The 18093-nt window shown below is 52.7% G+C and carries 18 protein-coding genes; 10 read left to right on the plus strand and 8 right to left on the minus strand.

The window, feature by feature from the left end:
• Positions 1-13: 13 nt before the first annotated feature.
• Positions 14-1204, plus strand: a complete 1191-nt coding sequence (gene rlmI, locus Q3V30_RS13795) for a 23S rRNA (cytosine(1962)-C(5))-methyltransferase RlmI (protein WP_306206558.1) — start codon at positions 14-16, stop codon at positions 1202-1204.
• Positions 1205-1268: 64 nt separating this feature from the next.
• Positions 1269-1586 carry a heat shock protein HspQ gene (gene hspQ / locus Q3V30_RS13800; RefSeq protein WP_306213208.1) on the plus strand — a complete coding sequence of 106 codons (318 nt, stop codon included), beginning with the start codon at positions 1269-1271 and terminating at the stop codon, positions 1584-1586.
• Between the two features lie 59 nt (positions 1587-1645).
• On the opposite strand, the gene Q3V30_RS13805 is transcribed toward hspQ, so the two are convergent.
• The gene (locus tag Q3V30_RS13805; RefSeq protein ID WP_306206559.1) at positions 1646-2062 is read right to left on the minus strand and encodes a CoA-binding protein; all 417 of its coding nucleotides are present in this window, start codon (positions 2060-2062) and stop codon (positions 1646-1648) included.
• 187 nt (positions 2063-2249) lie between these two features.
• On the opposite strand from Q3V30_RS13805, the gene Q3V30_RS13810 reads away from it, so the two are divergent.
• The gene (locus Q3V30_RS13810; protein ID WP_306206560.1) at positions 2250-2891 is read left to right on the plus strand and encodes a YccT family protein; all 642 of its coding nucleotides are present in this window, start codon (positions 2250-2252) and stop codon (positions 2889-2891) included.
• 82 nt (positions 2892-2973) lie between these two features.
• Positions 2974-3432 (plus strand): methylglyoxal synthase, encoded by a 459-nt coding sequence (locus tag Q3V30_RS13815; protein WP_306206561.1) that lies wholly within the window; start codon positions 2974-2976, stop codon positions 3430-3432.
• Positions 3433-3485: 53 nt separating this feature from the next.
• On the opposite strand, the gene helD is transcribed toward Q3V30_RS13815, so the two are convergent.
• The gene (gene helD, locus Q3V30_RS13820; protein WP_306206562.1) at positions 3486-5540 is read right to left on the minus strand and encodes a DNA helicase IV; all 2055 of its coding nucleotides are present in this window, start codon (positions 5538-5540) and stop codon (positions 3486-3488) included.
• Between the two features lie 132 nt (positions 5541-5672).
• Here helD and Q3V30_RS13825 point away from each other — a divergent pair, with 132 nt between their 5' ends.
• Together Q3V30_RS13825 and yccS are read left to right on the plus strand one after the other, a co-directional pair.
• Positions 5673-6119 carry a YccF domain-containing protein gene (locus tag Q3V30_RS13825; RefSeq protein ID WP_306206563.1) on the plus strand — a complete coding sequence of 149 codons (447 nt, stop codon included), beginning with the start codon at positions 5673-5675 and terminating at the stop codon, positions 6117-6119.
• A 1-nt stretch (position 6120) separates the two neighbouring features.
• Positions 6121-8259: a YccS family putative transporter gene (gene yccS, locus Q3V30_RS13830; protein WP_306206564.1), complete on the plus strand. Its 2139-nt coding sequence runs from the start codon at positions 6121-6123 to the stop codon at positions 8257-8259.
• Here the strand turns inward: yccS and Q3V30_RS13835 are convergent.
• A complete protein-coding gene (locus Q3V30_RS13835) occupies positions 8256-8885 on the minus strand; it encodes a TfoX/Sxy family DNA transformation protein (protein ID WP_306206565.1) in 630 nt (209 codons plus the stop codon). The two genes, yccS and Q3V30_RS13835, sit on opposite strands and share 4 nt — an antisense overlap.
• Positions 8886-9097: 212 nt before the next feature.
• On the opposite strand from Q3V30_RS13835, the gene sulA reads away from it, so the two are divergent.
• Positions 9098-9607 carry an SOS-induced cell division inhibitor SulA gene (gene sulA, locus Q3V30_RS13840; protein WP_306206566.1) on the plus strand — a complete coding sequence of 170 codons (510 nt, stop codon included), beginning with the start codon at positions 9098-9100 and terminating at the stop codon, positions 9605-9607.
• 347 nt (positions 9608-9954) lie between these two features.
• Positions 9955-11019 (plus strand): porin OmpA, encoded by a 1065-nt coding sequence (ompA, locus tag Q3V30_RS13845; protein WP_306206567.1) that lies wholly within the window; start codon positions 9955-9957, stop codon positions 11017-11019.
• 101 nt (positions 11020-11120) lie between these two features.
• On the opposite strand, the gene matP is transcribed toward ompA, so the two are convergent.
• Positions 11121-11576, minus strand: coding sequence for a macrodomain Ter protein MatP (matP, locus tag Q3V30_RS13850; RefSeq protein ID WP_306206568.1), 456 nt, complete (start codon positions 11574-11576; stop codon positions 11121-11123).
• A 184-nt stretch (positions 11577-11760) separates the two neighbouring features.
• Here matP and Q3V30_RS13855 point away from each other — a divergent pair, with 184 nt between their 5' ends.
• Together Q3V30_RS13855 and fabA are read left to right on the plus strand one after the other, a co-directional pair.
• Positions 11761-13515, plus strand: coding sequence for a Lon protease family protein (locus tag Q3V30_RS13855; protein ID WP_306206569.1), 1755 nt, complete (start codon positions 11761-11763; stop codon positions 13513-13515).
• A 68-nt stretch (positions 13516-13583) separates the two neighbouring features.
• Positions 13584-14102: a bifunctional 3-hydroxydecanoyl-ACP dehydratase/trans-2-decenoyl-ACP isomerase gene (fabA, locus tag Q3V30_RS13860; RefSeq protein WP_056236835.1), complete on the plus strand. Its 519-nt coding sequence runs from the start codon at positions 13584-13586 to the stop codon at positions 14100-14102.
• 65 nt (positions 14103-14167) lie between these two features.
• On the opposite strand, the gene rmf is transcribed toward fabA, so the two are convergent.
• From rmf to pqiA, 4 genes are all read right to left on the minus strand, one after another.
• A complete protein-coding gene (gene rmf / locus Q3V30_RS13865; RefSeq protein ID WP_306213209.1) occupies positions 14168-14335 on the minus strand; it encodes a ribosome modulation factor in 168 nt (55 codons plus the stop codon).
• 279 nt (positions 14336-14614) lie between these two features.
• The gene (gene pqiC, locus Q3V30_RS13870) at positions 14615-15181 is read right to left on the minus strand and encodes a membrane integrity-associated transporter subunit PqiC (protein ID WP_306213210.1); all 567 of its coding nucleotides are present in this window, start codon (positions 15179-15181) and stop codon (positions 14615-14617) included.
• A complete protein-coding gene (pqiB, locus tag Q3V30_RS13875) occupies positions 15181-16821 on the minus strand; it encodes an intermembrane transport protein PqiB (RefSeq protein WP_306206570.1) in 1641 nt (546 codons plus the stop codon). The genes pqiC and pqiB overlap by 1 nt, the downstream gene beginning before the upstream one ends.
• Complete coding sequence (gene pqiA, locus Q3V30_RS13880) at positions 16808-18082, minus strand: membrane integrity-associated transporter subunit PqiA (protein WP_306206571.1); 1275 nt, start codon at positions 18080-18082, stop codon at positions 16808-16810. Before pqiA ends, pqiB begins: the two co-directional genes overlap by 14 nt.
• Positions 18083-18093 lie beyond the last annotated feature (11 nt).

Genomic DNA, 18093 nt, shown 5'->3' on the forward strand with positions numbered 1-18093 from the left:
AAGCATAGCAAATATGACTGCTCGTTTGATTCTTGCCAAAGGACGTGAAAAGTCCTTACTCCGTCGTCATCCCTGGGTCTTCTCTGGCGCGGTTGCCCGCCTGGAAGGAAAGGCCGATTCGGGTGAAACTATTGATGTTTGTGACAGCCATGGAGGCTGGCTGGCGCGCGCTGCCTGGTCACCTGAATCGCAGATCCGTGCCCGTGTCTGGAGCTGGGAACAGGATGAGTCGATTGATATCGACTTCTTTATCCGGCGCCTGCAGGCGGCACAGCCGCTGCGTGACTGGCTCGCTGAGCGCGACGGTCTTGACAGCTACCGTCTGATTGCCGGTGAGTCCGATGGCTTACCGGGGATCACCATCGACCGCTTCGACAATTATCTGGTTCTTCAGCTGCTGTCAGCAGGGGCAGAATATCAGCGCGCTGCATTGATCGCTGCCCTGCAGCACTGTTATCCGGAGTGCGCTATTTACGATCGCTCCGATGTGGCCGTTCGTAAGAAAGAGGGCCTTGAGCTGGTACAGGGCGTAGTACTGGGTGAAACGCCGCCCGAGCTGCTGCCGATTGCCGAACATGGCATGAAGCTGCTGGTTGATATCCAGACCGGTCACAAAACTGGCTACTATCTGGACCAGCGCGACAGTCGCCTGGCAACCCGCCGTTACGCCAAAGATCGCCGCGTACTGAACTGCTTCTCATACACAGGCGGCTTTGCGGTATCCGCCCTGATGGGTGGTTGCAAGCAGGTTATCAGCGTGGACACTTCTCAGGGCGCACTGGATGTTGCCCGCCAGAACGTAGAGCTGAACGGGCTGGATTTGTCTAAAGCAGAATTTTTGCGCGATGACGTGTTTAAGCTGCTTCGTCGTTACCGCGACAGCGGAGAGAAATTCGATCTGATCGTGATGGATCCGCCGAAATTTGTGGAAAATAAAAACCAGCTGGCCGGTGCCTGCCGGGGTTATAAAGATATCAATATGCTGGCGATGCAGCTGCTTAACCCGAACGGCATGCTGCTGACTTTCTCCTGCTCTGGCCTGATGCCAACTGATTTATTTCAGAAAATCATCGCCGATGCCGCACTGGATGCACAGCGTGATGTACAATTTATAGAGCAGTTCCGGCAGGCAGGGGATCATCCAGTGATCGCCAGCTACCCGGAAGGGATGTACCTTAAAGGGTTTGCCTGCCGCGTGCTGTGACTTGAAAACGCCGTTCCTGCCCCCATTTTGGTAGCAGAGCAATGTTTATCAGGAGGTCACGATGATAATAGCCAGCAAATTTGGACTCGGTCAGCAGGTGCGGCATAAGCTGCACGGTTTCCTTGGTGTGATAGTAGATGTCGACCCGGAATACTCTTTAGACGATCCGGAGATTGACGACGTAGCCGGCAGCGAGTCGCTGCGGGATGCGCCCTGGTATCATGTTGTGATGGAAAATGAGGCGGGTGAAACTGTTCATACTTATCTGGCAGAAGCACAGTTATCCTGGGAATTGCCCGGCGATCACCCCGAGCAACCGTCGATGGACGAACTGGCTGCTTCAATCCGTGAACAGCTTCAGGCACCGCGTCTGAGAAATTAATCATAAAATCCCCGCCATGCGGGGTTTTTTTTACCTGTTTTTCAGTAACCGGGATTTCTTTACCGTTTGTCCAGCCCCAGACGCGGTATCTCTATTTTTGGACAACGGTCCATTACCACCTGCAAACCAGCCTCTCTCGCCAGTACCGCCGCCTGCTCATTAATGACGCCAATCTGAAGCCAGAGTGACTTTGCACCTACGGCTATCGCCTCCTGCGCCACGCCCCAGGCTGCTTCCGAGTTACGGAAGACGTCAACCATATCGATGGGTTCAGGGATATCTTCCAGCTTCGCGTAGACCTGCTGTCCCAGCAGAGTCTGCCCGGCCAGTTTTGGGCTAACTGGCGTGACTTTGTATCCCTGCGCCAATAGATAGGCCATCACCGCATGGCTGGCTCTGCCAGGTTTTTCGCTGGCGCCTACCAAAGCAATATGGCGGGTGGAGTTAAGAACATCAGCAATTGTCTGGTCGTGCATACACTTCTCCTTTCAGGACGGATAATCCAGTGTATGCCGATTTCGGGCAACGCCAGATTAATTCTCCTGAAGATGACAAATCCTTGAGATACAGCACGAATAAATATGTTAAAATGTTAATATTCTGCAATACTGAAAGACTTTGATACACTCGATGTTATCGCGTCCCTGCCCCTCTGGAGAAAGAATGAAGCTGCGTTTGGTCATTGCAGGCGTTATGGCTCTGCTGGTTGCGGCATCTGCCCATGCAACCACGCTGAAGCTTGCCTCCGATATTGACCTGCTGGTGCTGGACGGCCGCAAAATTTCCGGTTCGTTACTGAAAGGTGCTGAGGGGCTCGAACTTGAGCAGGGACAGCATCAGCTGCTGTTTCGCGTCGAAAAAAGCCTGAATAGAGACGCGCAGAAGAGCACATCGTGGAGCTCCTCTCCACTTATAGTCACATTTACCACCCAGGCCAGTGCTATTACCATCACCCTTCCCCCGTTAACGACGGTTGCGCAGGGAAAAGCGTTCGAAAAGCATCCTGAATTTCAGCTTTTAAATGAGCATGGTGCGGTCATTGAGAGTCAACAGGATCGTCTGCTGACCCATGCCGGGACCAATTACGAACAGGTGATGGTGATTTACAACCTGAAAGGCAACGTCGCTTCCGTTCCCCGCTTTGCGCAGCCGCACACCTCTGGCACATCCTCCGGGACTGACGGACAGGATTACGCCAGTGGCAACCTTCCGGGTGGCCGCATCCTGCAACTCTGGTATCAACAGGTTGACTCCGCCACCCGTCAACGCTTTGTCATGTTAATGCGCGCGTTGCGTACCAGTTGATGTCCTCTCCCTTTTCAGCCTAAACTCGACTGGCTTTATCGGGCAGTTCCCTATTGGTTTGTGGTGAAATCAGGAGGCAGGCATGGATCAAACAACTCGCAGGATTCAGGAAAAAAAACATATTGCGCTGGTGGCGCATGACCATTGCAAAACCTCGCTGATGCAGTGGGTCGATACCCATAAAAATGTGCTGCAGGCGCATACGCTTTACGCAACCGGCACGACCGGCAACCTGATTCAGCGCGCGACTGGCCTGCCTGTGACCGCTATGTTGAGTGGCCCCATGGGCGGCGACCAGCAGGTGGGTGCACTGATATCAGAAGGCAAAATCGATGTGCTCTTCTTTTTCTGGGATCCGTTAAACGCGGTTCCGCACGATCCCGACGTCAAAGCGCTGCTCCGGCTGGCTACCGTGTGGAATATTCCTGTAGCCACCAACCGAGCAACGGCCGATTTCATTATCCACTCCCCGCTGTTCGCTGAGCCTGTCGATATTATTATTCCCGACTATCAGCGCTACCTGCAGGAAAGACTGAAATAAGCGTGCGTCTGTTGCAGAAAAGGCGGCAATAAGCGTGCATCCGCACGCTCTTTTTATGGCTTTCGCAGAACCGGGACACCCAGTCGCTTAATCTCCTCAACAAATCCTGACGGATTCTCTTTATCAAAGAGCAGCCAGACCTGCTCTCTGGCGCGAGTCATGGCGACATAGGCTAACCTGCGCTCTTCGGCATCGGGGAACGCTTCCGGCTGAGGCAACAAGGCCTGCTCCATTACCGATTCCCTTGCCGCCGCAGGAAACCCCTCCTTCCCTGCCTGAAGCCCCAGCAGCACCACGTAATCTGCCTGCTGCCCTTTGCTGGCATGAATAGTCGAGAAATCCAGCCTGAGTTTAGGCCAGCGCGTTTTGGCTTTTTCCAGCAGCGCCGGGCGCAAATAGTGATACCGCGCCAGTAACAGCACCCGCTCATCGGCTGTAGCGTAGCCGCTGATTTTATTCAGCAGCGCCTCCAGCTGCGCTTCAGGAAGCAGCGAGATCGACTTTTTATTGCCTTTGCTCAGGCTGTTGAGCGGCTTTTTAAGCTGATGAGGGTTGCTCTGCACAAAGGTGTTAGCAATCTCACCAATGCGATCGTTGAAGCGATAGGTGGTGTCGAGTACGCAGCGATCCCCTTCGCCAAAATGGTGGTGAAAGGCCGTGGTCAACGTCATCTCTGCCCCGCTGAAGCGATAAATTGCCTGCCAGTCATCCCCCACCGCAAACAGTGAAGTTTGTTTATTTTGCCTTCTCAGCGCGGTCAGCAGCAGCGCCCGTTGTGGAGAGATGTCCTGAAACTCATCCACTAAAATGTGTTTCCACGGACTGATAAACCGCCCTTTATCCAGAATATTAACCGCCTGATGAATCAGCCCAGAGAAATCTACCGCGCCTTCTTCTTTAAGCGCATTTTTCCAGGCTTTTAACAGCGGGGCCATTAATTTAACCCGTTTTGCAAAGAGATCGCGCACCTCTTCTGGTGCAGACTCAATCATGGCGGCCTGCGCGCCGCCGTGCATACGCATCAGCCCCAGCCAGCGTTCAAGGCGACTGGCGAGACGTTTAGCGAGACGCTCCTCTTGCCAGAAATCCCCTTCGTCCAGCTCCCACTCCAGCTCCTCCTTCAGCCACTGGCGCCAGCCATTAGCCTGGGCTTTCTTCTCACTGCATTGCTGACGCCAGGTCTCGATTAACAGCTTATGCCGCAGTGAGGTATCCGTTTCCAGTTTACTGACTGAAGGCGCTTTGTTGCTGCCCTGCTGAATGATGTGTAAAGCCAGTGAATGGAAGGTACGGGCCTGGATCCCCTCACTGTTGAGCCGCTGCTCAATGCGCTCGTTCATCTCTTCTGCCGCCTGACGGCCGAATGCCAGCAGCAGGATCTGCTCAGGCGCCGCCTGCTTACGCAGCAGTAACCAGCCTGCACGTGCCACCAGCACCGAGGTTTTACCACTTCCGGCACCCGCGAGCACCAGTACAGCCTCTTCACCATTGACCACGGCTGTGGCCTGAGAGCGGTTTAACGGGGAAGTTTCAACCGTATTGAAGAAGTCAGCATACTGGGCCACCATCTTCTCTGACCACTCTCTGTTGCGTTTCTGCCGCTGAGCCTCACTGCTCTCCAGCCAGGATAAACAGTAGCGGTAAGCCTCACGACAGTTTTCAAAATCATCCAGCCGTTCGACGGGCAGAGGCAAAGCGGAGAACGCTTCCAGGATCTCGCTACGCCATCCAGCCATGTCGCGCCGTTTAAGCCATCTGTCCTCACCTTCACTCTCTTTTAACCTGATAACCTGCTGCTCCAGCACCCCGGCAGCGATTTGGCTCATCTCCTCGCTCCACTGCTGCCAGGCCTGATTCAGGTAGTGATAAAAACGCTGCGTTTCCTGCCATTCGGTACCATGCAGCCGCACCACTTTTTCCTCAGGCAGGGCAAACTCCAGCTCGCCCCAGACCATGCCACGTTTGCACCTGATCGCTAAGAGCTGATTAAACGGGATGAGATATTCATGCTTTTCACCACTCACCTCGACGCCTGCCGTCAGCAGCCGCACCCGGTTATAGGGATGTTGCGCCAGATGCTTACCCAACGACGTTGCTTTCAGTTCCATGTCCTGCCTCAGGCTGCGGTTGTCTTTACTGCGGTAGTTTACCGGGCTGGAGTGTACCGCTCCAGACTTAAAACGCGCTACAATCAACGCATTGTATTATTGAGTTCCGCGCACCGTAAGGGAAGCAAACCTATGCGTACCGTTTTAAACATTCTGAATTTTGTTTTAGGTGGATTTTTAACCACCCTCTCCTGGCTCTTTGCCACTGTGGTCAGCATCATCTTTATCTTCACTCTGCCGTTAACCCGCTCCTGCTGGGAGATCACAAAACTCTCTTTGCTCCCATATGGCAATGAAGCGGTGCATGTGGATGAGCTGGAGCCGGGCAAAAAAAGCGTGCTGATGAATTCAGGTGGGACAGTGCTGAATATTATCTGGGTCATCTTCTTTGGCTGGTGGCTGTGCGTGATGCATATCATGACCGGCATTGCGCAATGCATAACGATTATTGGTATCCCTGTCGGCATCGCCAATTTCAAAATCGCCGCGATTGCACTCTGGCCCGTGGGTCGCCGCGTAGTGAGCGTTGAAGTGGCGAAAGCCGCACGCGAAGCTAACGCCCGCAGCCGGTATAACTGAGTTGATTTTATCGTTAAGTTCTGGCCTGCGGCGCTACGCTTATAACAGCGCCCTGCTCTACAACCTGCGCATCTTTATTGCGCTGTTGGGTACCGCAGGCGTGCCCTGGTGGCTGGGGCAAATTACCTGGACCATTCCCCTGACTTTAGGGGTAGTGGCGGCTGCGCTGGCTGACCTTGACGATCGCCTCAGCGGCAGATTACGCAATTTATTGATAACCCTGGTCTGCTTCTGTATCGCTTCAGTCTCTGTTGAATTGCTCTCCCCTTATCCCTGGTTTTTCATCGCGGGCCTGGCCGTTTCGACCTGGGGCTTTATTTTATTAGGGGCGCTGGGGCAGCGTTATGCCACTATCGCCTTCGGCGCACTGCTGATCGCCATCTATACGCTTTTAGGGCTGGGCTTGTTCCCGCAATGGTATCTGCAACCCTCACTCCTGCTGACCGGCGCCATCTGGTATAACCTGCTTACCCTGACCGGCCATCTGATTTTCCCCGTACGCCCTTTACAGGAGAACATTGCGCGAAGCTTTGAGGGGCTGGCCCTCTATCTTGAGGCCAAAGCGGGGCTGTTCGATCCCGATACAGAAGAAAATGACAACGCCTCGCTGATAGAGGTCGCCATGGCTAACAGTAAGCTGGTGGCGACACTTAATCAGACTAAAATCTCTATACAGTCCCGATTAAGAGGCGACCGCGGGCAGCGAAGCACTCGGCGGACGCTGCACTACTACTTTGTTGCCCAGGATATTCACGAGCGTGCCAGTTCATCCCACGTGCAGTACCATGCGCTGCGTCAGGAGTATCGTTACAGTGATATCCTTTTTCGCTTCCAGCGACTGCTCACGCTGCAGGCACAGGCGTGTCAGCAGCTGGCAAACTGCATTCTTTTACGTGAAACCTATCAGCACAACAGCCGGTTTGAGCGGGCTTTTGTCCATTTGAATGCGGCGATGGAGAGACTTTCTGCCGCCAGACCAGGCAGCAGCGAAGTCAAAGCGATGCACTATCTGTTAAATAACCTCAAGGCCATCGACGCGCAGCTGGCGACCATCGAGTCAGAACAGATACTGGAAAACAATACGGAAAGCCATGACCAGATGCTTTCCAGCGAGGGGCTGACCGGCTGGTCTGATATCCGCTTACGCTTCAGCAGACATCTGTCGCCCGAATCTCCTCTGTTCCGCCACGCTGTACGAATGTCGCTTCTGCTCTGTGCCGGCTATGGCTTTATTCAGCTGACCGGACTGGAACATGGCTACTGGATCCTGCTAACCAGCCTGTTTGTCTGCCAGCCCAACTACAACGCAACCAAACGCCGTCTGGCACTGCGTATCGCCGGGACGGTGGCAGGCATTATAGTTGGCCTCCCCCTGCTCTGGCTGGTTCCCTCCGTTGAAGGACAGCTGATTTTAATTGTCATCAGTGGCGTGCTGTTTTTTGCGTTCAGGCAATCACAATATGCGCATGCCACCATGTTTATCACCCTGCTGGTGCTGTTCTGCTTTAATTTGCTGGGTGAGGGTTTTGAGGTTGCCCTGCCGCGTATTATCGATACGCTGCTGGGCTGCGGCATCGCCTGGCTCGCTGTGGCCTTTATCTGGCCTGACTGGCGTTTCCGGCGGCTCTCCTCTGTTGCAGAACGCACGCTGAATGCTAACTGTCGCTATCTTGACGCTATTCTGGTTCAGTATCATCAGGGCAAGGATAATCGTCTTGACTACCGGGTTGCGCGCCGTGATGCACATAATGGCGATGCTGAGCTGGCCTCCGTGGTTTCTAATATTTCGGCTGAAAAGAATAGTTCGGCAAGCGTAAAAGAAGCGGCTTTTCGTCTGATGTGTCTGAACCACTCATTTCTCAGCTATATCTCCGCCCTGGGAGCACATCGCGAGAAAATAACGCGCCCCTCTATGCTACAGCTAATGGATGATGCGGTTTGTTACGTCGACGATGTACTGCATATTGATTTGGCAGATGAAACCAAGGCGAAACGATTGCTGGCCAATCTCTCTGAACGTTTAGCGGCAACTGAAGCCGACCCGGAAACGAAAGAACCGCTGGTATTGCAACAGGTCGGCCTGTTAATAGCGCTTTTACCGGAAATTGCTCATTTAAAAAAACAGGTGCTGGCAGATTAGGTTTTACGGGGCTTATTCTGCGTCTGGCAGAGCACTGTTTCATTATACCAGACGCGCAGCTCTTCCTTAATAGCAACAGGCAGCGCTTCGTAATGCATTCCTTGTATGGCCCCATGCAGGGCAAAAAGAATGTTTACCCCCAGATTTCTGTTCATGGCATGCAGCTTGAGCCAGCAGCGTTTTGCGCCCTGCTCTTTAAGCATTTCTACGGTACAAATACCGGCACGTCTGAGTTGCACCTCCAGCTTCAGACTGAGATTGGGAAGATCTTTAAGCCTGCGGATTTTATTTTGCGTGGCCTTTGCCTGAGCAGCCCCCTGTAAACACTTTTGGGAAAGTGCGATCAGCTCTTCGGGCTTTTGCCATAACGGCTCCTCTACCCGATAGTATTCCAGCTCAACAGGGATCCCTCGTTTAGTGAACAGCAACCGCTTCATGTTGTGTTCAATAATGTAGGGTCTGACCTCCTCACAAGCCCGCAGATAGAGTTCACCTTCGCTGACAAGCGCAAAGACGACGCTCTGCACTGACAAGCTGTATCCGCCGAACTGGCTGCGGCTACTGATCTCTCCTAATGCTGAGAGCTGCTGCTTAGCGCTGGCAATTTTACTTTTTGAATCCCGCATATTACGTCCTTTTCCTTGTAAATTACCCTGATAAATCCTCCATTTAGGAAATAAAAAAATAAGCAATCACCGTTACAAGTTCAATGAATAAATAGCGCCGGAACGCTTCACGTTAAGATTTTGCGAGACGTTTCCAGGAAAAATAAGGTTGATCTTTGGACACCTCCGATATACTGTACATTCATACAGTAACCCCTGAGAGCGAAGCCATTATGCAAACGCATTCCCTGAAATCTTCTTCTGTTAAGTCTGGCCGCCGTCAGGCCGTGGATTGTGCATCAGCACAGCCTGGCTCAGCGACTGGATTAATCAGTGAGCTGATCTACAGCGAGGATCAGCCTGGTATGACACAGATGTTGTTACTGCCTCTGCTGCAACAGTTGGGTATGCAGTCGCGCTGGCAGCTCTGGCTGACGCCGCAGCAGAAATTAAGCCGTGAATGGCTGATTCAGTCTGGATTGCCGCTGGATAAAGTGATGCAGATCCATCAGCCGGGTGCTATTACTACAGTTGAAGCGATGATTAAGGCTTTGCAGACGGGTAATTACAGTGTGGTATTAGGTTGGCTGCCGGAAGATATTTCTCTGGCCGATCGGCAAAGGCTTCAGGCTGCTGCTGAAATGGGACAAGCTTTGGGATTAATTATGCGTCCGGATCGGATCATCAGCGCCTCCTCCAGACCGTTTCGCGGGCTAAAAATTCACTCTACTTTGTATCATTAAGTAAAAATAAGATTTTTCTCATGAGAAAATTCTTCTGATGTCCGGATAACCCTCTGATTATGCTATGCGCCTGCGGGACAATGGCTTAGCGCCATTTTTACCCCCTGCTTTTCAGGCATAACCTGTCTGTAGATGTGTAAATTTGTGTACGAAACGCTGTTTTTTTGCTGACCTCCATCACATCATACTTGTAAGTTTGCTGGTACGTTGTAGACTTTACGTCGCCAGGGTGCTCAATAATCTCCCTTTTTTGGATGAGTCATAATCGAGCGTCATAACCCGGCGAAGGATTAATCAAAGAGCTAATTAAAGCTCATTGCCTATTTGGATGATAACGAGGCGCAAAAATGAAAAAGACAGCTATCGCAATTGCAGTGGCACTGGCTGGCTTCGCTACCGTAGCGCAGGCCGCTCCTAAAGATGACACCTGGTATACCGGTGCTAAACTGGGCTGGTCTCAGTACCATGACACTGGTTACTACGGTAACGGTTATGCAAACAACGACGGCCCAACCCACGAAAGCCAGCTTGGTGCTGGTGCGTTCGGTGGCTACCAGGCTAACCAGTACCTGGGCTTCGAACTGGGTTATGACTGGCTGGGTCGTATGCCTAACAAAGGCAACAACGTAAACGGCGCATTCAAAGCACAGGGCGTTCAGCTGGCTGCTAAACTGAGCTACCCAATTGCTGACGATCTGGACATCTATACTCGTCTGGGCGGCATGGTATGGCGCGCAGATTCAACGCAGAACAACAACGGTGTTCGTCAAAGCGATCATGACACCGGCGTTTCTCCACTGGCAGCAGTGGGCGTTGAATATGCTCTGACCCAGAACTGGGCTACCCGTCTGGACTACCAGTGGGTTAACAACATCGGTGATGCACAGACCGTTGGTGCTCGTCCAGATAACGCCATGTTGAGCCTGGGCCTCTCCTACCGTTTCGGTCAGGACGAAGCTGCTCCAGCAGTAGCGCCAGCGCCAGCACCTGCGCCAGTTGTTGAAACCAAGCGTTTCACTCTGAAATCAGACGTGCTGTTCACCTTCAACAAATCTTCTCTGAAGCCAGAAGGTCAGCAGGCTCTGGATCAGCTGTACACCCAGCTGAGCTCCCTGGATCCTAAAGATGGTTCCGTTGTTGTTATGGGTTACACCGACCGTATCGGTTCTGACCAGTACAACCAGAAACTGTCCGAGCAGCGTGCTCAGTCTGTAGTTGACTACCTCGTTTCTAAAGGCATCCCTTCTAACAAGATCTCTGCACGCGGTATGGGTGAAACTAACCCAGTTACCGGCAACACCTGTGACAGCGTGAAAGGCCGTAACGCCCTGATCGATTGCCTGGCACCGGATCGTCGCGTAGAAATCGAAGTTAAAGGCATCAAAGACGTTGTAACTCAGCCACAGGGCTAAGTTCACTTTGATGAAAAAACCCCGCTAAGGCGGGGTTTTTTTATGGCTGTTGCCGGCGACTCAGAAGAGGGGAAACGAAGCCTGCCGCTCTTAATAAAGCCCTACTCTGGCTTACCCAAAATGGCTTTTAAATCCTGTTTAAGAGAAGACATCTGGTTAGCGTATTTCTCTTTACGCTCCGCATCTTCTATCAGTTGAACAATGGTTTCAGAAAGCGTGCTGTTACGCCGCTGTGCCAGACCGGCCAGCCTTTGCCACACCAGATATTCCAAATCGATAGATTTTTTACGCGTGTGCTGATGTTCAGCATTGAAATGGCGTTTACGGCGGGCACGAATAGTTTGCTTCATGCGGTTTTCAAGGGCTGGATTAATATGCTGCGCAATCCAGGTCAGCACATCTACCGGTCGGTTTTCCATGGCCAGCAGTTCATCAACCGCAACCTGAGCAGCGCTGAATTCCAGATAGCGCGTGATCGCTTCGCCCTCCCGGTGTTTTTTCACCAGGTATTTCCATTTCCAACCGCTTTCAAGATTTTCGAGTTGTTGATATTTCATCGGAATCTCATGCTGATTTCGTGACGCGTTTAGAATAACAGCTTTTATTGACCCTGCCGTAAAGAAAACGGGCAAACGCCACATTCTGCGACTGAACATGGGTTGATCTGCATCTCTACGGTGCTTAACAGGCTGAAATCTTGTATAATGCCGCTTTTACTCACATCAGAAAAATACGATAACTTTGACCAACAATCGACTTGAATGGCGTGCCCTACAGCCCGATACAGAAAGCGTTCAGCCCCTTTTCCAGCAGGCACCGGATGACAACTCAAGCTGCTTTGATGCCGTACAGGCGCGCCTGTTTAACGGCCTGAGCCTGCTGCTGCAAACGCCCGCTAAATTACCGTTGATGTTGATTAAAACCGCTGAAAACGTTGAATATCAGGCTTTGCTGCAGAGCGTCCTGACTGAACTCTCCGAAGAGGATGAGGTCACGCTGGCAGGAAGCCACTATCAGGTGGACGGGTTTAAGGTCAGCCTGCGGTCTGCGGAAAATGCAGCGGATAATTTTGCCAGTACGGGCGGCGTGCATTGTGCAGACTGGATTGAAGCTGAGCAGCTGCTGGGCTGCGTTCGTCTGCACAATAATACCCTGGTGCTTGAACCCGGGCTGGTGCACAAGGCTAACGGTGGCATCTTAATTCTCTCCCTGCGCACGCTGCTGGCTCAGCCACTATTGTGGTTACGCATCAGACAGATCCTCACCACCCAACGCTTTGAGTGGCATTCACCGGACGACACGCGCCCGCTGCCCGCCTCTATCCCTTCAATGCCGCTGCACTTTCGTCTGGTTCTGACGGGCGATCGTGATGTGCTGGCCGATTTCCAGGAGATGGAGCCAGAGCTGGCCTCTCTTTGTCTCTATGGTGAATTTGAAGAAAATATTCAGATTGTGGATGGTGAAGATTTCAGCCTGTGGGTGAAATGGCTGCTGTCGGTGGCAGCAGCCGAAGGATATGGCCCGTTTGCTGAAGATTTCTGGCCCGTGCTGATCCGGGAAGCGGTCCGCTATACCGGCGATCAGGATACGCTGCCGCTCTGCCCCGCCTGGATTATTCGTCAGTTGCAGGAAGCTTCGCTCTACAGCCCGGATAACTCCCTCAACGGTGAACAGCTGCAAACTGCGTTAGAAACCCGTTTCTGGCGTGAAGGTTTCCTTGCAGAGCGCGTACGGGATGAGATCCTGCTTGACCAGATTGTGATTGAGACGGAAGGCGAAATGATCGGTCAGATCAACGCCCTGTCAGTGATTGAATTCCCCGGTCATCCCCGTGCCTTTGGCGAGCCTTCCCGCATCAGCTGCGTGGTGCATGTGGGTGACGGTGAGTTTACGGACGTGGAGCGCAAAGCGGAACTGGGCGGCAATATTCATGCGAAAGGCATGATGATTATGCAGGCCTGGCTTATCTCTGAGCTGGAGCTGGAGCAGCAGCTGCCTTTCTCCGCCTCAATCGTGTTTGAACAATCCTATTCAGAGGTGGATGGCGACAGCGCCTCACTGGCCGAACTTTGTGCGCTGATCAGCGCGCTGTCGGGCCAGCCACTGACGCAACAAATTGCCGTGACAGGTTCAGTCGATCAGTTTGGCCGTGTGCAACCGGTTGGCGGGCTGAATGAAAAAATTGAAGGTTTTTTCCATATCTGTCATCAGCGCGATCTGAACGGCAATCAGGGCGTGATTATCCCTCTTGCTAACGTTCGCCATCTCTCCCTGCAACAGGAAGTGGTTGACGCCGTTCGGGAAGGAAAATTCCATATCTGGGCAGTCAGCAGTGTGGAAGAAGCCCTGCCATTACTGACAGGCGCAGAGTGGGATAAGGAAGAAGGCCCTTGTCTGCTACGATCAATACAGGAGCGCATTGCGCAAATCACCCAGCTGGATGGGCGTCATCGCCCATGGCCGCTGCGCTGGCTAAACTGGTTTAACCAGAGCTGATCGGACTTGTTCAGCTTACACCTGTTAGCTAACCTTCGTGATTCATTAAAATAAGGCTTATTGAAAACATGGTAGATAAACGCGAATCCTATACAAAAGAAGACCTGATCGCATCGGGTCGCGGTGAGCTGTTTGGTGCTGAAGGTCCACCTTTACCATCAGGTAATATGCTGATGATGGACCGCGTGGTCAAAATGACCGAAGACGGCGGTAACTACGGTAAAGGTTTCGTTGAGGCCGAACTGGATATCAATCCGGATCTCTGGTTCTTTGGCTGTCACTTTATTGGCGACCCGGTCATGCCTGGCTGCCTGGGTCTGGATGCCATGTGGCAGCTGGTTGGCTTTTACCTCGGCTGGTTAGGCGCTGAAGGGAAAGGGCGTGCTTTGGGTGTGGGTGAAGTGAAATTTACCGGCCAGGTGCTGCCAACGGCGAAGAAAGTCTCTTATCGCATTCATTTCAAGCGCGTGATCAATCGCAAGCTGGTAATGGGTGTGGCAGATGGTGAAGTGCTGGTAGATGGCAACGTTATCTATACGGCTACCGATTTGAAAGTGGGTCTGTTCAAAGATACTACGGCTTTCTGACGGTTCCTGAAATGGAAACCTCCGCTTCAGCGGAGGTTCTCTTCCTTTGATATTGAACAGGCTGATTACGCGGTAACCGTCCTGTCCTCCATGGCTTGTCGCCAACCTCCCAACCAGTGAGATCTCGCATCAATTAATTGATAGGGACACATCTCTTTCGAGCGTCCGGTAATACCGGCCTGATAACCTCGTGAATGTGCCCGTTCGAGCCGATCTCGTTTCTGTCTCTTCATCATGCCTGTAATCCCCTCTTCAGGTCAGGTGGAATCTGGTGGAAAGAAATCTGTGGTCATATAATGCGCAACCACCCTTAAGTTCTACCGCCTGTTGGCCTAAAGATCAATGCGCAAATTTCACGGCAATGTCATATTTCTGTGCATAAGTATCGGGTTGTCAGACTGCGGACAGCTTCAGCCAGCTCTGTAACTCCCTGTTAAGAAAAAAAAAGCCCCCGATCGTGGAAGCGTTATGCTGCCGACAATCAGAGGCTTCATTATAAATATTAATTTTACTTAATTAATGCCACGCACAGCATTAGCCATATCCCCGGCTTCCTGCTGCCACCCTTTAGCCAGCGTTCTGACTAACGCATCGTAACCATCTTCCGTTTGCGGTAGCGTCAGAGCGAAAGAGCGTTTGATAATCTGGCCCTGATGTTCAAGCACCCAGTCACCGCTGATTATCACCTGTCCATCATAACGACCGTGAAAACCGGTCACATTGACGTTAAGCGTGGCCTGCTGCTGGCCCAGCGGCGTGGAAGAGACCAGCCAGCCTGGCAGCTCCTCACCAAGATTAGCGACCAGCGTCTGTTGCAACTGTTGATCCAGCGGGCTGGCCCACAGATTATTGCTGGCAATAACATATTTCACGTCGCTGCTCTGATAAACCAGGCCGTTTCCGGCCAGGTAATCGGGTACTGAGACATGTTCGACAAACACTGCCGGACGCCCACTTTCCGCCTGGCTGCTGGCAGAGAGGGTTTTGCTGGCTGCCGGCAACTGGTAGTAAGTAGTATCTATGGTGCTGCTACAGCCAGCGAGCACCAGCGCCAGCGCAACGGGGATCCATTTCATCATCATTTCGCCCTCTTCGGCTGTGGGTCCTGGCCTGGTTTGGCTTCAAACACCAGAGCATTACTCTTGCTGTTCAACGTTTTCAGTACTGGTTGCAGTTCACGCATCACCTGATCCAGCCGCTGCATATCTCCCACCAGTTTGCTGTAGGCAGGCGAACCAGGCTGAAAGCCTTTCATGCTGCGGTTCAGCTCGCGAAGAGTTTTCTGCATATCCTGCGGCAGATCTTTCATCGACTGGCTGGAGGTAATCTGATTGATGTTATCCAGCGTTTTCTGCAGCTCACGTAGCGTCTGCTGGCTCTGTTTCAGCGTTCCCGTAGCCTGATTAAGCAGCGGATTAAGCGGCAGATTGTTGACCTTATCCAGCGCATCCATCAGTTTCTGTTGGATCTGCGCCAGTCCGCCGCTGGTAGTCGGGATCAGCTTATAACCAGCGAAGGTCTGCGGCCCGGTAACAGGCTTGGCATTCTTAGTAAAATCGAGGTCAATATAGAGTGAACCCGTCAACAAGTTTGCCGATTTCAGAGAGGCACGAAGTCCATTCTTGATGCCATCCTGCAGATGTTTATCAATGTCGAACTCTTCACCCAGCATGCTCTGGAAGCGATCGGGCTCAATGCGGATCAGCACCGGAATGCGATAATCGGTGTCCAACTGCTGAGCAACCTCCTTCGACTGGTACGGCACCTGAGCAACAGTCCCCAGACGAATACCGCGAAACTCAACCGGTGCACCCGGCTGCAGGCCGCGAATAGAGTCGCTAAAGAACATCAGGAAATCTTTATGTACCGTGTAGAGAGAATCCTGAATGCTGCGCTGGTCGTCAAAAAGCTTATATTCGGAGTGATTCTGCGCAATTTGTCCTAATTCCCAGCCATCCGGGACATCAAAGCTGACGCCACCGCTGAATAGCGTGGTCAGCGAGCCCATTTCCACCCGCATGCCGGAGGCCGACATATCAACGGCGATGCCGCTGTCTTTCCAGAAGCGGACATTGGTGGTGACAAGGCGATCGTAAGGCGCAGCAACAAACAGCTGATAGGTCATCATGCGCTTATCTGCGTCAAAGTTACTGGTCTCAACCGACCCTACGCGGTAACCACGGAACAGAACCGGATCCCCCGGATTGAGCTGCCCCGCTTTCGCACTGTCCAGAGTAATGCGGATGCCTTTGGCATCCGGCGGTGCCAGCGGCGGCGAATCCAGTAAGTCATACTGCTCTTTTTTATCGCCTTTCGCGCCAGGTTGTAATTCAATATAGGCACCGGAGAGGAGCGTCCCAAGCCCCGTCACGCCTTCCTTACCAATGGCCGGCTTCACTACCCAAAAAGCGCTGTCGCCTTTCAGCAGCTTCTCCATACCAGAATTGAGCCGGGCCGTGATCTCAACATGGTGCAGATCGTCTGTCAGCACCGCACTTTCTACAGTGCCGACGTTAACGCTGCGGCTTTTAATCGCCGTTTTACCGCCCTCTATCCCTTCGGCATTGGTGGTGATAAGCGTGACCAGCGGCCCCTGATGGCTGAAGTGGTAAAACAGGATCCATGCACCAATCAGAATGGTGACAATTGGGATGATCCAGACCGGTGACCAGCGTTTGATTTGATCAACCGTCGCCACGCCGTGATTATTTTCCTTCAATGCTTGGCTCCTCAAGACTTTTTTCACGTACACGATCCCAGGTCAGACGAGGGTCAAAGGTCATCGCTGCAAACATGGTTAAAATCACCACTATCGCAAACAGCAGCGCCCCCGTTGCGGGATAAATACTCATCAATTGCCCCATGCGCACCAGCGCGGAGAGCACGGCGATCACAAAGACATCAATCATCGACCAGCGGCCAACAAATTCAACGACTTCGTAAATTTTATGCATGCGTTCGCTGTCATGATGCCCTTCGCCTTTTCTACTCGCATCCCAGCACAGCCAGCCAATGGCCATCATCTTTAACGACGGCACCATGATACTGGCGATAAAGATAACCATAGCAACCGGATAGGAACCATCGCCCCACAGCAAAACTACCCCGGCCATAATTGTGGAGGTAGTCTTACTGCCCAGCGCGTCGGTGATCATAATCGGCAGTAAATTAGCCGGTACATAGAGCAATATTGAGGTGAACAGCAGCGCCAGCGTCCATTGCAGGCTGTGTTTACGCCGTGCATGCCCGTTGGTGCCACAGCGCGGGCAGGCAAGCTGCTGAGCAGGAAGAATGGCGGTACAGCAGCGGCACGAACGTAACCCCTGATGAAGACCACTGATAGCTGGTACGGGGTTAGCAGGCAGCTCCGGCATCGGCTGGATCTGGTTCCAGAGCCAGCGACGATCGACGCACTGAAAAGCCCGTAACTGCAACACGCAAAACAGACACCAGGGGATAAAGCTGGTGCCGATGCCGATATCGCCATAAGCCATCAGCTTCACGAAGCTGACCAATACCCCTGCCAGAAAGATCTCTGCCATCCCCCAGGTTTTAATCTGAAAAAGCAGGCGCGCCATAACGCGTTTCAGCGGCAGCGCGATACGGGACGGATTAACCAGCAGCAGAATGATGATCATACAGCAGGCAGGCACCGCCTGAACAAAAAGCATAAACAGGGTTGCCAGGCTGCTGTAATCCTCAGATACCATGACCTGAGGAATGCGCATCAGGGTGATTTCACTGCTCAGCCCCGCCACATGCATATTGACGAACGGGAACAGGTTCGCCAGAACCAGCATAAACAGCGCGGCCAGTGCATAACCAGTGGGCCGCTTCTGCGGCTCCACCCAGTTTGCTGTCAGCGTCGTGTGGCAGCGTGGACAGCTGGCTTTACTGCCCGGCGGCAGGGTCGGCAACTGTGTCATCAGATCACACTGCGGGCACAGCATCCAAAGGTCTGCTTGGTGCGATGAACACATACCTACCTCAT

This window comes from Erwinia pyri, assembly GCF_030758455.1.
Taxonomy (GTDB): Bacteria; Pseudomonadota; Gammaproteobacteria; order Enterobacterales; family Enterobacteriaceae; genus Erwinia; species Erwinia pyri.

Coding starts and splice junctions, on each gene's coding strand:
- rlmI (WP_306206558.1), top strand. CDS start 14: ATGACTGCTCGTTTGATTCTTGCCAAAGGACGTGAAAAGTCCTTACTC.
- Q3V30_RS13805 (WP_306206559.1), bottom strand. CDS start 2,062: ATGCACGACCAGACAATTGCTGATGTTCTTAACTCCACCCGCCATATT.
- Q3V30_RS13810 (WP_306206560.1), top strand. CDS start 2,250: ATGAAGCTGCGTTTGGTCATTGCAGGCGTTATGGCTCTGCTGGTTGCG.
- Q3V30_RS13815 (WP_306206561.1), top strand. CDS start 2,974: ATGGATCAAACAACTCGCAGGATTCAGGAAAAAAAACATATTGCGCTG.
- helD (WP_306206562.1), bottom strand. CDS start 5,540: ATGGAACTGAAAGCAACGTCGTTGGGTAAGCATCTGGCGCAACATCCC.
- Q3V30_RS13825 (WP_306206563.1), top strand. CDS start 5,673: ATGCGTACCGTTTTAAACATTCTGAATTTTGTTTTAGGTGGATTTTTA.
- Q3V30_RS13835 (WP_306206565.1), bottom strand. CDS start 8,885: ATGCGGGATTCAAAAAGTAAAATTGCCAGCGCTAAGCAGCAGCTCTCA.
- sulA (WP_306206566.1), top strand. CDS start 9,098: ATGCAAACGCATTCCCTGAAATCTTCTTCTGTTAAGTCTGGCCGCCGT.
- ompA (WP_306206567.1), top strand. CDS start 9,955: ATGAAAAAGACAGCTATCGCAATTGCAGTGGCACTGGCTGGCTTCGCT.
- matP (WP_306206568.1), bottom strand. CDS start 11,576: ATGAAATATCAACAACTCGAAAATCTTGAAAGCGGTTGGAAATGGAAA.
- fabA (WP_056236835.1), top strand. CDS start 13,584: ATGGTAGATAAACGCGAATCCTATACAAAAGAAGACCTGATCGCATCG.
- rmf (WP_306213209.1), bottom strand. CDS start 14,335: ATGAAGAGACAGAAACGAGATCGGCTCGAACGGGCACATTCACGAGGT.
- pqiC (WP_306213210.1), bottom strand. CDS start 15,181: ATGATGAAATGGATCCCCGTTGCGCTGGCGCTGGTGCTCGCTGGCTGT.
- pqiA (WP_306206571.1), bottom strand. CDS start 18,082: ATGTGTTCATCGCACCAAGCAGACCTTTGGATGCTGTGCCCGCAGTGT.